At 60.2% G+C, this 13,194-nt stretch carries 12 protein-coding genes and 2 tRNA genes; 13 read left to right on the forward strand and 1 reads right to left on the reverse strand.

Annotated features, from left to right (window positions below; translation table 11 throughout):
- Positions 1-43: 43 nt before the first annotated feature.
- From carB to ACIQUS_RS17515, 3 genes are read left to right on the forward strand one after another with little or no spacing between them, the layout of a single operon-like run.
- Complete coding sequence (carB, locus tag ACIQUS_RS17505) at positions 44-3,265, forward strand: carbamoyl-phosphate synthase large subunit (RefSeq protein ID WP_403048873.1); 3,222 nt, start codon at positions 44-46, stop codon at positions 3,263-3,265.
- Positions 3,262-3,744: a transcription elongation factor GreA gene (gene greA / locus ACIQUS_RS17510; RefSeq protein WP_217841715.1), complete on the forward strand. Its 483-nt coding sequence runs from the start codon at positions 3,262-3,264 to the stop codon at positions 3,742-3,744. The genes carB and greA overlap by 4 nt, the downstream gene beginning before the upstream one ends.
- Complete coding sequence (locus tag ACIQUS_RS17515) at positions 3,722-4,159, forward strand: MFS transporter (protein WP_403048878.1); 438 nt, start codon at positions 3,722-3,724, stop codon at positions 4,157-4,159. The genes greA and ACIQUS_RS17515 overlap by 23 nt, the downstream gene beginning before the upstream one ends.
- A gap of 24 nt (positions 4,160-4,183) precedes the next feature.
- Here ACIQUS_RS17515 and yhbY read toward each other — a convergent pair whose 3' ends face one another.
- The gene (gene yhbY / locus ACIQUS_RS17520) at positions 4,184-4,492 is read right to left on the reverse strand and encodes a ribosome assembly RNA-binding protein YhbY (protein WP_403048880.1); all 309 of its coding nucleotides are present in this window, start codon (positions 4,490-4,492) and stop codon (positions 4,184-4,186) included.
- A 100-nt stretch (positions 4,493-4,592) separates the two neighbouring features.
- Between yhbY and rlmE the strand changes: the two genes are divergently transcribed.
- The 10 genes from rlmE to nusA all read left to right on the forward strand — a co-directional run bounded on the left by rlmE (position 4,593) and on the right by nusA (position 13,171).
- Complete coding sequence (gene rlmE, locus ACIQUS_RS17525) at positions 4,593-5,216, forward strand: 23S rRNA (uridine(2552)-2'-O)-methyltransferase RlmE (protein ID WP_403048883.1); 624 nt, start codon at positions 4,593-4,595, stop codon at positions 5,214-5,216.
- Positions 5,217-5,430: 214 nt separating this feature from the next.
- Positions 5,431-7,332 (forward strand): ATP-dependent zinc metalloprotease FtsH, encoded by a 1,902-nt coding sequence (ftsH, locus tag ACIQUS_RS17530; protein ID WP_403048886.1) that lies wholly within the window; start codon positions 5,431-5,433, stop codon positions 7,330-7,332.
- An 8-nt stretch (positions 7,333-7,340) separates the two neighbouring features.
- Complete coding sequence (gene folP / locus ACIQUS_RS17535; RefSeq protein WP_403048889.1) at positions 7,341-8,192, forward strand: dihydropteroate synthase; 852 nt, start codon at positions 7,341-7,343, stop codon at positions 8,190-8,192.
- Between the two features lie 17 nt (positions 8,193-8,209).
- The gene (gene glmM / locus ACIQUS_RS17540) at positions 8,210-9,550 is read left to right on the forward strand and encodes a phosphoglucosamine mutase (RefSeq protein WP_403048892.1); all 1,341 of its coding nucleotides are present in this window, start codon (positions 8,210-8,212) and stop codon (positions 9,548-9,550) included.
- Positions 9,551-9,616: 66 nt separating this feature from the next.
- Positions 9,617-10,372 carry a triose-phosphate isomerase gene (tpiA, locus tag ACIQUS_RS17545; RefSeq protein WP_403048895.1) on the forward strand — a complete coding sequence of 252 codons (756 nt, stop codon included), beginning with the start codon at positions 9,617-9,619 and terminating at the stop codon, positions 10,370-10,372.
- A 3-nt stretch (positions 10,373-10,375) separates the two neighbouring features.
- Positions 10,376-10,762, forward strand: coding sequence for a preprotein translocase subunit SecG (secG, locus tag ACIQUS_RS17550; RefSeq protein ID WP_285861973.1), 387 nt, complete (start codon positions 10,376-10,378; stop codon positions 10,760-10,762).
- A 19-nt stretch (positions 10,763-10,781) separates the two neighbouring features.
- A tRNA-Leu gene (locus tag ACIQUS_RS17555) sits at positions 10,782-10,867 on the forward strand.
- A 98-nt stretch (positions 10,868-10,965) separates the two neighbouring features.
- Positions 10,966-11,042 (forward strand) — tRNA-Met (locus ACIQUS_RS17560).
- Between the two features lie 129 nt (positions 11,043-11,171).
- A complete protein-coding gene (gene rimP / locus ACIQUS_RS17565) occupies positions 11,172-11,630 on the forward strand; it encodes a ribosome maturation factor RimP (RefSeq protein ID WP_403049016.1) in 459 nt (152 codons plus the stop codon).
- Between the two features lie 59 nt (positions 11,631-11,689).
- A complete protein-coding gene (gene nusA, locus ACIQUS_RS17570; protein WP_285861974.1) occupies positions 11,690-13,171 on the forward strand; it encodes a transcription termination factor NusA in 1,482 nt (493 codons plus the stop codon).
- Positions 13,172-13,194: the final 23 nt, after the last annotated feature.

Consider the following 13,194-nt stretch of genomic DNA (forward strand, 5'->3'; position numbering starts at 1 on the left):
TCAAAGCGGCTTGCCGACTGACCTGCGGAATTGAGTGATACCCATGCCAAAACGTACAGACATTAAAAGCATCCTGATTCTCGGCGCTGGCCCGATCGTGATCGGCCAGGCCTGCGAATTCGACTACTCCGGCGCCCAGGCGTGCAAAGCCCTGCGCGAGGAAGGTTTCCGCGTCATCCTGGTGAACTCCAACCCGGCCACCATCATGACCGACCCGGCCATGGCCGACGCCACCTACATCGAGCCGATCAAGTGGCAATCGGTGGCCAAGATCATCGAGAAAGAGCGTCCTGACGCGCTGCTGCCGACCATGGGTGGCCAGACTGCCCTGAACTGCGCCCTGGACCTGGAGCGCGAAGGCGTCCTGGAAAAGTTCGGCGTGGAAATGATCGGTGCCAACGCCGACACCATCGACAAGGCCGAAGACCGTTCGCGCTTCGACACCGCCATGAAGGCCATCGGCCTGGAGTGCCCGCGCTCCGGTATCGCCCACAGCATGGAAGAGGCCAATGCGGTGCTCGAGAAGCTCGGCTTCCCGTGCATCATCCGTCCGTCCTTCACCATGGGCGGCACCGGTGGCGGTATCGCCTACAACCGTGAAGAATTCGAAGAAATCTGCGCCCGTGGTCTGGACCTGTCGCCGACCAAGGAACTGCTGATCGACGAATCGCTGATCGGCTGGAAAGAGTACGAGATGGAAGTGGTCCGCGACAAAAAGGACAACTGCATCATCGTCTGCTCGATCGAGAACTTCGACCCGATGGGCGTGCACACCGGTGACTCGATCACTGTTGCTCCGGCACAGACCCTGACCGACAAGGAATACCAGATCATGCGCAACGCCTCCCTGGCGGTGCTGCGTGAAATCGGTGTCGAGACTGGCGGTTCCAACGTGCAGTTCGGTATCTGCCCGAACACCGGCCGCATGGTCGTGATCGAGATGAACCCGCGCGTTTCCCGTTCCTCGGCGCTGGCATCGAAAGCCACTGGCTTCCCGATCGCCAAGATCGCCGCCAAGCTGGCTGTCGGCTATACCCTGGACGAGCTGCAGAACGACATCACCGGCGGCCGTACCCCGGCGTCCTTTGAGCCGTCGATCGACTACGTCGTCACCAAGCTGCCACGCTTCGCCTTCGAGAAATTCCCGAAAGCCGACGCCCGCCTGACCACCCAGATGAAGTCCGTGGGTGAAGTCATGGCCATCGGCCGGACCTTCCAGGAGTCGCTGCAGAAAGCCCTGCGCGGCCTGGAAGTCGGTGTCTGCGGCCTGGACCCGAAAGTCGACCTGGCCAGCCCTGACGCTGCCAGCATCCTCAAGCGCGAGCTGACCGTACCGGGCGCCGAGCGTATCTGGTACGTGGCCGACGCCATGCGCTCGGGCATGACCTGCGACGAGATCTACGCCCTGACCGGTATCGACCACTGGTTCCTGGTGCAGATGGAAGACCTGATCAAGGAAGAAGAGAAGGTCAAGACCCTGGCCCTGTCGGCCATCGACAAGGACCTGATGCTGCGCCTCAAGCGCAAGGGCTTCTCCGACCAGCGTCTGGCCAAGCTGCTGGGCATCACCGACAAGAACCTGCGTCGTCACCGCCACAAGCTGGAAATCTTCCCGGTCTACAAGCGCGTCGACACCTGCGCGGCCGAGTTCGCCACCGACACCGCCTACCTGTACTCCACCTACGAGGAAGAGTGCGAGGCCAGCCCGTCGACCCGCGACAAGATCATGATCTTGGGCGGCGGTCCTAACCGTATCGGCCAGGGCATCGAGTTCGACTACTGCTGCGTGCACGCGGCGCTGGCCCTGCGTGAAGACGGTTACGAGACCATCATGGTCAACTGCAACCCGGAAACCGTCTCCACCGACTACGACACCTCCGATCGCCTGTACTTCGAGCCGCTGACCCTGGAAGACGTACTGGAAGTGGTGCGCGTCGAGAAGCCAAAAGGCGTGATCGTCCACTACGGCGGCCAGACCCCGCTGAAACTGGCTCGCGCCCTCGAAGAGGCCGGCGTGCCGATCATCGGTACCAGCCCTGACGCCATCGACCGCGCCGAAGACCGCGAGCGCTTCCAGCAGATGGTCCAGCGCCTGAACCTGCTGCAGCCGCCAAACGCTACCGTGCGCAGCGAAGACGAAGCCATCCGCGCCGCCGGCAGCATCGGCTACCCGCTGGTGGTTCGCCCGTCCTACGTACTGGGCGGCCGCGCCATGGAGATCGTCTACGAGCTGGACGAGCTCAAGCGTTACCTGCGTGAAGCGGTCCAGGTGTCCAACGACAGCCCGGTACTGCTCGACCACTTCCTCAACTGCGCCATCGAGATGGACGTGGATGCGGTCTGTGACGGCACCGACGTGGTGATCGGCGCGATCATGCAGCACATCGAACAGGCCGGTGTTCACTCCGGTGACTCGGCGTGCTCGCTGCCACCGTACTCGCTGCCAGCCCACGTGCAGGACGAAGTGCGCGAGCAGGTCAAGAAAATGGCCCTGGAACTGGGCGTTGTCGGCCTGATGAACGTGCAGCTGGCCCTGCAGGGCGACAAGATCTACGTGATCGAAGTCAACCCGCGCGCCTCGCGTACCGTGCCGTTCGTCTCCAAGTGCATCGGCACCTCCCTGGCGATGATCGCAGCCCGTGTCATGGCCGGCAAATCCTTGAAAGAGCTGGGCTTCACCAAGGAAATCATCCCGAACTTCTACAGCGTCAAGGAAGCCGTCTTCCCGTTCGCCAAGTTCCCGGGTGTTGACCCGATCCTCGGCCCTGAGATGAAATCCACCGGTGAAGTCATGGGTGTCGGCGACAGCTTCGGTGAAGCCTTCGCCAAGGCCCAGATGGGTGCCAGCGAAGTGCTGCCGACCGGCGGTACCGCGTTCATCAGCGTGCGTGACGACGACAAGCCGCAAGTGGCTGGCGTTGCCCGTGACCTGATCGCCCTGGGCTTCGAAGTGGTCGCCACCGTCGGTACCGCCAAGGTCATCGAAGCGGCTGGCCTGAAAGTGCGTCGCGTGAACAAGGTGACCGAAGGTCGTCCGCACGTGGTCGACATGATCAAGAACGACGAAGTGTCGCTGATCATCAACACCACCGAAGGTCGCCAGTCGATCGCTGACTCCTACTCGATTCGTCGCAATGCGTTGCAGCACAAGATCTACTGCACCACCACCATTGCGGCCGGTGAAGCCATCTGCGAAGCGCTGAAGTTTGGTCCGGAAAAGACCGTTCGCCGCTTGCAGGATCTGCATGCAGGACTCAAAGCATGAGCATTACCAAGTACCCGATGACCGTCCAGGGCGCTCGCGCCCTGGAGGAAGAGCACCTTTTCCTCAGCAAGACCGAGCGTCCGCGCTTGAGTCAGGCAATCGGTGAAGCCCGCGAACTGGGCGACCTCAAGGAAAATGCCGAATACCATGCCGCCCGTGAGGAGCAAGGCATGGTCGAGGCGCGTATCCGCGATATCGAAGGCCGTCTGCAGAACTCGGTGGTGATCGATGTGACCACCATTGCCCACACCGGCAAGGTGATCTTCGGTACTACCGTGGATCTGGAGAACACCGAGACCGGCGATCAGGTGACCTATCAGATCGTTGGCGAGGACGAGGCGGACATCAAGAAGGGCAAGCTTTCGGCCGGTGCGCCGATTGCCCGTGCCATCATCGGCAAGGAAGAAGGTGACACTGTCGTCGTCAAGACGCCAAGTGGCACGGTCGAGTACGAGATTGTCGAAGTCAAGCACATCTGACCGGCGCCTGCGGGCGCCAACCCTCGAAGGGATCTTCTGGCAGCTGGCCCAGGTCTTCTGGGTTGGCGGTCTGTGGGTGTTTCACGTGGGGTTGGTGCCGGCGCTCAAGGTCAGTGGCCTGGCTCCGTTGCTGGTGCAGGACGTTGCCGTGCAGATCGACCGCTGGTTGATCGGCGTGGCGGCTGTCGGCCTGCTGACCCAGCTGGCCGTATTGGCGAGATTGCAGGGAGCGGCGGCCTGGTGGCGGACCTTCAGTGGCCAGATGCTGCTGGTGGGTTTCACCGCCTGCGTCGGCTACTACACCCTGCGCTACGGTATTTCCGCCGGGGAGCGCTGGCAGATGTTCTGCTTCGTGATCCTGGGGATCAGCGGTATCGTACTGGCGGCCCAGCCAGTCCCGACCAGGGCGCGTTAGCCGCGCCGCTGACCGGAGTCACCGTTACTTGTAGCGGTGGATGTTGGACAGTTGCTTGTTCGGCTGCGGGTTCCTGCGGTACAGCAGCACCATCTTGCCGATGATCTGCACCTGTTCCGCGCGACCGACCTTGCTCAGCTCGTCCATCACGGCCTTGCGTTCTTCGCGGTCTTCGAGCTTGACCTGGACCTTGATCAGTTCATGATCGACCAGAGCGCGCTCGAGTTCGGCGAGGACACCTTCGGTCAAACCATTGCCCGCCACGATCAGGACCGGCTTAAGGTCGTGACCAATGGATTTGTACTGTTTCTTCTGCTCGTTATTGAGCGGCATAATCTGACCCTTTGTCTGATTCTGTAAAAATGGCGGCCATTTTACCCGAGGGCCCGTGGATCCGCCCAGTTAATCACGACCCTTATCATCGAGGTGCCCAGTGGCGCGTTCCAAGACAAGCCTTGGCTGGCTGAAAAGACATGTCAACGATCCCTATGTGAAGCAGGCGCAGAAGGATGGTTACCGCTCGCGTGCGAGCTACAAGCTTCTGGAAGTCCAGGAGAAATACAAGCTGATCCGCCCCGGCATGAGCGTAATCGACCTGGGCGCGGCGCCCGGTGGCTGGTCGCAGGTCACCAGTCGGTTGATCGGCGGCCAGGGTCGCCTGATTGCCTCCGATATCCTGGAAATGGACAGCATTCCCGATGTGACCTTCATCCAGGGAGACTTCACCCAGGATGAAGTGCTGGCGCAAATCCTCGAAGCCGTGGGTAATTCACATGTGGACCTTGTGATTTCCGATATGGCCCCCAATATGAGTGGTACGCCTGCCGTGGATATGCCAAAAGCCATGTTCCTTTGTGAACTGGCCCTTGATCTGGCGACCCGGGTACTCAAGCCGGGTGGCAATTTCCTGATCAAGATTTTCCAGGGCGAAGGGTTCGATGCCTATTTGAAGGACGCTCGTCAGAAATTCGACAAAGTCCAGATGATCAAGCCGGACTCTTCACGTGACAGTTCTCGCGAACAATACCTGTTGGCATGGGGCTATCGCGGCGAGTGACAGGCGCCAGACCGGCGGTTTTCGAGGTGTCCCATAGTTTTTTCCAATGGGACACCTTGCCTGACCTGGATGAACATCGTGTAGTCTAGGTTTCACAAAGGGTTACAGACGGCGCCTGCACATGTGTAGGTAATGTAGTAAGTTAAGCCGGTGAATATCATGCGAGGCACGGCTGCGCCGTCAGCCGGCTTCAGAGGGTAGTTAATTGAACGACATGGCAAAGAACTTGATCCTGTGGTTGATCATCGCGGCTGTCCTGGTGACAGTGATGAACAACTTCTCCAGCCCGAATGAGCCACAGACCCTCAACTATTCTGACTTCATTCAGCAGGTCAAGGATGGCAAGGTCGAGCGCGTAGCGGTCGACGGCTATGTCATCACCGGCAAGCGTACCGATGGCGACAGCTTCAAGACCATCCGTCCGGCGATCCAGGACAACGGCCTGATCGGCGATCTGGTCGACAACCACGTCGTGGTCGAAGGCAAGCAGCCTGAGCAGCAGTCGATCTGGACCCAGTTGCTGGTTGCCAGCTTCCCGATCCTGGTGATCATTGCCGTGTTCATGTTCTTCATGCGCCAGATGCAAGGTGGCGCCGGTGGCAAGGGCGGGCCGATGAGCTTCGGCAAGAGCAAGGCGCGCCTGCTGTCCGAAGACCAGGTCAAGACCACCCTGGCCGACGTCGCAGGTTGCGACGAAGCCAAGGAAGAAGTGGGCGAGCTGGTTGAGTTCCTGCGCGATCCGGGCAAGTTCCAGCGCCTGGGTGGCCGTATCCCTCGTGGTGTGCTGATGGTCGGCCCGCCCGGTACCGGTAAGACCCTGCTGGCCAAGGCCATTGCCGGCGAAGCCAAAGTGCCGTTCTTTACCATTTCCGGTTCCGACTTCGTCGAAATGTTCGTCGGTGTCGGTGCCAGCCGCGTTCGCGACATGTTCGAACAGGCCAAGAAGCACGCACCGTGCATTATCTTCATCGACGAGATCGATGCCGTCGGTCGCCATCGTGGCGCCGGCATGGGCGGCGGTCACGACGAGCGCGAGCAGACCCTCAACCAGTTGCTGGTGGAGATGGACGGCTTCGAAATGAACGACGGCATCATCGTCATCGCCGCGACCAACCGTCCGGACGTGCTCGACCCGGCGCTGCTGCGTCCCGGTCGTTTCGACCGCCAGGTGGTGGTTGGCCTGCCGGACATCCGTGGTCGTGAGCAGATCCTCAAGGTCCACATGCGCAAGGTGCCGATCGGCGAGAACGTCAACCCGGCGGTCATTGCCCGTGGTACCCCTGGCTTCTCCGGTGCGGACCTCGCCAACCTGGTCAACGAGGCTTCGCTGTTCGCTGCCCGTGGTGGCAAGCGTACCGTCGAGATGAAGGAATTCGAGCTGGCCAAAGACAAGATCATGATGGGCGCCGAGCGCAAGACCATGGTCATGTCCGAGAAAGAGAAGCAGAACACCGCCTACCACGAAGCGGGTCATGCCATCGTCGGTCGCGTCGTGCCTGAGCACGATCCGGTCTACAAGGTATCGATCATTCCCCGTGGTCGTGCCCTGGGTGTCACCATGTTCTTGCCTGAGGAAGATCGTTACAGTCTGTCCAAGCGTGCGCTGATCAGCCAGATCTGCTCGCTGTACGGCGGCCGAATCGCCGAGGAAATGACCTTGGGCTTCGATGGCGTGACCACCGGTGCCTCCAACGACATCATGCGTGCCAGCCAGATTGCCCGGAACATGGTCACCAAGTGGGGCCTGTCGGAAAAACTCGGCCCCCTGATGTATGCAGAGGAAGAGGGCGAAGTGTTCCTGGGGCGCAGTGCCGGTTCCCAGCACGCCAGCGTCTCCGGCGAAACGGCCAAGCTGATCGACTCCGAGGTGCGCAGCATCATCGACCAATGCTATGCCACCGCCAAGCAGATTCTCACCGATAACCGCGACAAGCTCGACGCCATGGCCGATGCGCTGATGAAGTACGAGACCATCGATGCCGAGCAGATCGACGACATCATGGCCGGTCGTACCCCGCGCGAACCGCGTGACTGGGAAGGTGGATCGGGCAGCACCACTGCGCAGCAGGGTGATCGTCCGGAATCGCCGATCGGCGGCCCGGCGGCGCAACACTAAGGGCTTCTATGACCTCACAGCAGTACCCAACCCGGTTGCCTTGCGGCAACCGGCTTCTTGATTTGTCCCGTACCCATGTCATGGGTATCCTCAATATCACCCCCGATTCCTTCTCCGACGGCGGTCGTTTCAATCAGCGTGACGCAGCCTTGCGCCACGCCGAGGCGATGGTCGCGGCCGGCGCTACCCTGATCGATATCGGTGGCGAGTCCACCCGGCCGGGAGCCAGGGCGGTCTCTGCGCTCGAAGAGCTCGAGCGGGTCGCGCCTATGGTCGAGGCGATCAGTCGCGAACTGGACGTGATCATCTCGGTCGATACGTCGACACCGGCAGTTATCCGCGAGTCGGCCAGGCTTGGCGCCGGGCTGATCAACGATGTGCGCTCGCTCAGTCGTGATGGTGCCCTGGATGCCGCTGCTGCGACCGGTTTGCCGGTGTGCCTGATGCACATGCGCGGTGAGCCGGGCGACATGCAGGACAATCCGCATTACGAAGATGTCACCCGTGAGGTGGCGAGTTATCTTGAGCAACGGATGGCGGCGTGTGCGGCAGTGGGTATCGACGCTGGGCGCATCATCCTCGATCCGGGCTTCGGCTTTGCCAAGAACCTGGCGCATAACCTCAGCCTGTTCAAGCACATGGAGGACCTCTATCGCCTGGGACGTCCATTGCTGGTCGGGGTGTCGCGCAAGAGCATGGTCGGGCAGACCCTGGATCGCCCGGTCGACCAACGTCTTTATGGCAGCCTGGCACTGGCTGCCCTGGCGATGACCAAGGGCGCGAGCATATTGCGCGTTCATGATGTCGCCGAAACCGCCGATGTAGTGCGGATGATTGCCGCGGTGCAAGCCGCCGAATAATAAGTGATGGAGCCCCTATGAGCAGAAAATACTTTGGTACCGACGGCATCCGTGGCCGCGTTGGCGTATACCCCATCACCCCCGACTTCATGCTCAAGCTCGGCTGGGCGGCGGGCATGGCCTTCCGCAAGATGGGCGCTTGCCGGGTACTGGTAGGCAAGGACACCCGTATTTCCGGGTACATGTTCGAATCGGCCCTGGAGGCCGGCCTGTCCGCCGCAGGCGCTGATGTGATGCTGCTGGGGCCGATGCCGACGCCGGCCATCGCCTACCTGACCCGCACCTTCCATGCTGAAGCGGGCATCGTCATCAGTGCCTCGCACAACCCCCATGACGACAACGGCATCAAGTTCTTCTCCGGCCAGGGCACCAAGCTGCCTGATGAAGTGGAACTGATGATCGAGGAGCTGCTCGACCAGCCCATGACCGTGGTCGAGTCGAGCAAGCTGGGCAAGGTATCGCGCATCAATGACGCAGCCGGCCGCTACATCGAATTCTGCAAGAGCAGTGTGCCGACCAGCACCGACTTTGCCGGTCTCAAGCTGGTGATCGATTGCGCCCATGGTGCGACCTACAAGGTGGCGCCGAGCGTGTTCCGCGAGCTGGGTGCCGACGTCACGGTACTGTCGGCCCAGCCCGATGGCCTGAACATCAATGAAAACTGCGGTTCGACTCATATCGAATCGTTGCAGGCTGCCGTGCTGGTCGGTCATGCCGACCTGGGCATCGCTTTCGACGGCGACGGTGATCGCGTGCTGATGGTCGATCACACCGGCGCCATCGTCGACGGTGACGAGCTGTTGTACATTATCGCCCGTGACTTGAAGGACCGGAACAAGCTGCAGGGTGGCGTAGTCGGCACCCTGATGAGCAACCTGGGTCTGGAATTGGCTTTGAAGGACCTCGATATTCCGTTCGTGCGTGCCAAGGTCGGTGACCGCTACGTGATGGCTGAGCTGCTGGAGCGCGACTGGGTGATCGGGGGCGAGAACTCCGGTCACGTCGTGTGCTGCAACCACACCACCACGGGCGATGCGATCATCGCTGCGCTGCAGGTGCTGATGGCCCTCAAGCGCCGTGGCGAAACCCTGGCCCAGGCCCGCCAGACCCTGCGCAAGTGCCCGCAGGTGCTGATCAATGTGCGCTTCGGTGCCAGCAAGGTCGATCCGCTGGAGCATCCGGCCGTCAAGGAAGCCAGTGCCCGGGTCACCGAGGAAATGGCCGGTCGTGGTCGCGTGTTGCTGCGCAAGTCCGGAACAGAGCCTCTGGTGCGGGTCATGGTCGAAGGCGATGACGAAAACCAGGTGCGCGCCCATGCCGAAACCCTGGCCAAACTGGTAAGTGAAGTTTGCGTCTGAAATATGCTTGCCAGCAGTGATCGGGTTGGGTAACATCTGCGCCCACTTTGACCGACGAGGTACAGCATGCGTCGCCCTATGGTAGCTGGTAACTGGAAGATGCACGGTACCCGCGCCAGCGTCGCTGAGCTGATCGAGGGCTTGAGTGATCAAGTCCTGCCGAGCGGTGTTGAGGTCGCGGTGTTTCCACCCTCGCTGTACATCAATCAGGTGATTGATGGCGTGCAAGGGAAGTCGATCGCCGTTGGCGCTCAGAATTCTGCGGTAGAGCCTGAGCAAGGCGCACTGACCGGTGAAATTGCACCGAGTCAGCTGGTCGATGCAGGTTGCGAGCTGGTACTGATTGGGCACTCGGAGCGCCGCCAGATCATTGGCGAGAACGACGAAGTCCTCAATCGCAAGTTCGCTGCGGCACAGGCTTGTGGTTTGAAGCCGGTGCTCTGCGTAGGGGAGACCCTCGAAGAGCGCGAAGCGGGTAAAACGCTTGAGATTGTCGGGCGTCAGCTGGGCAGCATCATCGAAGCATTCGGTGTTGAAGCCTTCGCCAATGCGGTGATTGCCTATGAGCCTGTCTGGGCCATCGGTACGGGTCTGACGGCCACGCCACAGCAAGCGCAGGATGTGCATGCAGCCATCCGCGCACAGTTGGCGGCAGAGAATGCTGAAGTCGCGAAGAATGTGCGGCTTCTATACGGCGGCAGCGTGAAGGCGGCCAATGCGGCTGAACTGTTCGGCATGCCGGATATCGATGGAGGCCTGATTGGTGGGGCTTCCTTGAACGCAGACGAATTCGGTGCAATTTGTCGCGCCGCAGGAAACTGAAAAATGCTGGAAACAGTGATTGTTGTGTTTCATCTGTTGGGCGCACTGGGTTTGGTAGTGCTGGTGTTGCTGCAACAGGGTAAAGGTGCGGAAGCGGGTGCATCTTTCGGCGCAGGTGCTTCAAATACTGTGTTCGGAAGCCAAGGTTCTGCTACCTTTCTGAGTAAGTTTACTGCTATACTAGCTGCCTCTTTCTTCTTAACTGCTCTTGGGTTAGGATACTTTGCTAAGGAGAAAGCTCACGAGCTGACTCAAGTAGGGTTGCCAGATCCAGCGGTATTGGAAGTAAAGCAGCAAAAGCCGGCAACAGATGATGTACCGGTGCTCCAGGAGCAGAAGAGCGAAGCCACTAAGACTGGCGATGTTCCTCCCGCTCAAGAGCAGAAGTAACGGGTTTCAAAGTAGTATTGCCGAGGTGGTGGAATTGGTAGACACGCAACCTTGAGGTGGTTGTGCCCATAGGGTGTAGGGGTTCGAGTCCCCTTCTCGGTACCAATTGAAACAAGACAGCCCGCTACAGCGGGCTTTCTTGTAGGTGGAGGTTAGATTGACCCCTGTTGGGGTTCGGTCGTATACTTTCGCCCCAGCTTTGTCGCGGGGTGGAGCAGTCTGGTAGCTCGTCGGGCTCATAACCCGAAGGTCGTTGGTTCAAATCCAGCCCCCGCAACCAGTTTCAGCGGAGCCCCTTTTGCAGGGGCTTTTTCTTGGCTGAACAGTCATAGCGTCGGTATTCAACGACGTATCAGGGATGGGCGCTTTGCCCATTTTTTATTTGCACAGCATGCACGAGGGGGTTCAGGTGTCGAGCAAGCTAGAACAGTTGCAGGCCTTGTTGGCCCCGGTGGTCGAGGCTCTTGGCTATCAATGCTGGGGGATCGAATTCATCTCTCAGGGCAAGCATTCGGTACTGCGTATCTATATCGACAAAGAAGGCGGCATCCTGGTTGACGACTGCGAAGCCGTCAGTCGTCAGGCCAGCGCCATTCTGGACGTCGAAGATCCGATCAGTTCCGAATACACCCTTGAAGTGTCCTCTCCTGGCATGGATCGCCCACTGTTCACGTTGGAACAGTTTGCTTCGCATGCCGGCGAACAAGTGAAGATCAAGCTGCGTACGCCCTTTGAAGGTCGTCGTAACTTTCAGGGCCTTCTCCGTGGTGTGGAGGAGCAGGATGTGATTGTCCAGGTAGACAACCACGAGTTCCTGTTGCCGATCGATTCGATCGACAAGGCCAACATTATTCCCAGTTTTGACTGAGACGTGCCGGGTCCGGCGGACCGCGCGGATCCAATGGCTTGCGAAAGGCGAGGCGTACGATGAGCAAAGAAGTACTGCTGGTTGTTGAGTCGGTATCCAACGAAAAGGGCGTACCGGCCGGCGTGATTTTTGAAGCGCTGGAAGTGGCACTGGCCACTGCAACCAAAAAACGTTTTGACGACGAAGTCGACCTGCGTGTGGAAATCAACCGCCACACCGGTAGCTACGAAACCTTCCGTCGCTGGACGGTCGTCGACGAAGCGGATCTGGACGATCCGGCAATCGAAACCTGGCTGGCCAAGATTCAGGACACTCATCCTGATGCCAAGGTCGGCGACGTCATCGAAGAGAAGATCGAATCGATCGAGTTCGGCCGCATCGCTGCCCAGACCGCCAAGCAGGTCATCGTGCAGAAGGTCCGTGAAGCCGAGCGCGCCCAAGTGGTGGACGCCTATCGCGAGCGTCTGGGCGAGATCATCTCCGGTACCGTCAAGAAGGTCACCCGTGACAACGTCATCGTCGACCTGGGCAACAACGCCGAAGCGCTGCTGGCCCGCGAAGACATCATCTCCCGCGAGACTTTCCGCGTCGGTGTGCGCCTGCGTGCCCTGCTCAAGGAAATCCGCACCGAGAACCGTGGCCCGCAGCTGATCCTGTCGCGTACCGCGCCACAGATGCTGATCGAACTGTTCCGCATCGAAGTGCCGGAAATCGCCGAGGGCCTGATCGAAGTCATGGCCGCGTCCCGTGATCCGGGTTCGCGCGCCAAAATCGCCGTACGCTCCAAGGACAAGCGCATTGATCCACAAGGCGCCTGCATCGGCATGCGCGGTTCGCGTGTCCAGGCTGTATCGGGTGAGCTGGGTGGTGAGCGTGTGGATATCGTCCTGTGGGACGACAACCCTGCGCAGTTCGTCATCAACGCCATGTCGCCGGCTGAAGTCGCGGCGATCATCGTTGATGAAGACGCCCATGCCATGGATATCGCCGTCGGCGCCGACAACCTGGCCCAGGCGATCGGCCGTGGTGGCCAGAACGTGCGCCTGGCCAGCCAGTTGACCGGCTGGACCCTGAACGTGATGACCGAATCGGACATCCAGGCCAAGCAGCAAGCTGAAACCGGTGACATCCTGCGCAACTTCATCGACGAGCTGGAAGTCGACGAAGAGCTGGCTCAGGTGCTGGTCGATGAAGGCTTCACCAGCCTGGAAGAGATTGCCTACGTACCGCTGGAAGAGATGCTCAACATCGACGGCTTTGACGAAGACATCGTCAACGAGCTTCGTGCTCGTGCCAAGGATCGCCTGTTGACCAAAGCCATCGCTACTGAGGAAAAGCTGGCAGACGCCCATCCGGCCGAAGACCTGCTCTCGCTTGAGGGTATGGACAAGGATCTGGCGATGGAACTGGCGGTGCGCGGCGTAGTTACCCGCGAAGACCTGGCCGAGCAGTCGATTGACGACCTGCTCGACATCGACGGCATCGACGAAGAGCGTGCCGGCAAGTTGATCATGGCCGCCCGAGCCCACTGGTTCGAGTAATTAGGCGCGGCCTGAGGAGAGAA

Origin of the sequence: Pseudomonas sp. NPDC090755, from assembly GCF_044769005.1 — a bacterium.
In the GTDB taxonomy this organism is placed as follows: Bacteria; Pseudomonadota; Gammaproteobacteria; order Pseudomonadales; family Pseudomonadaceae; genus Aquipseudomonas.

Bases quoted from the DNA above. Each gene is read 5' to 3' on its own strand.
- tpiA (WP_403048895.1), top strand. From the start codon at position 9,617: ATGCGTCGCCCTATGGTAGCTGGTAACTGGAAGATGCACGGTACCCGC.
- secG (WP_285861973.1), top strand. From the start codon at position 10,376: ATGCTGGAAACAGTGATTGTTGTGTTTCATCTGTTGGGCGCACTGGGT.
- nusA (WP_285861974.1), top strand. From the start codon at position 11,690: ATGAGCAAAGAAGTACTGCTGGTTGTTGAGTCGGTATCCAACGAAAAG.
- folP (WP_403048889.1), top strand. From the start codon at position 7,341: ATGACCTCACAGCAGTACCCAACCCGGTTGCCTTGCGGCAACCGGCTT.
- carB (WP_403048873.1), top strand. From the start codon at position 44: ATGCCAAAACGTACAGACATTAAAAGCATCCTGATTCTCGGCGCTGGC.
- yhbY (WP_403048880.1), bottom strand. From the start codon at position 4,492: ATGCCGCTCAATAACGAGCAGAAGAAACAGTACAAATCCATTGGTCAC.
- greA (WP_217841715.1), top strand. From the start codon at position 3,262: ATGAGCATTACCAAGTACCCGATGACCGTCCAGGGCGCTCGCGCCCTG.
- ftsH (WP_403048886.1), top strand. From the start codon at position 5,431: ATGGCAAAGAACTTGATCCTGTGGTTGATCATCGCGGCTGTCCTGGTG.
- glmM (WP_403048892.1), top strand. From the start codon at position 8,210: ATGAGCAGAAAATACTTTGGTACCGACGGCATCCGTGGCCGCGTTGGC.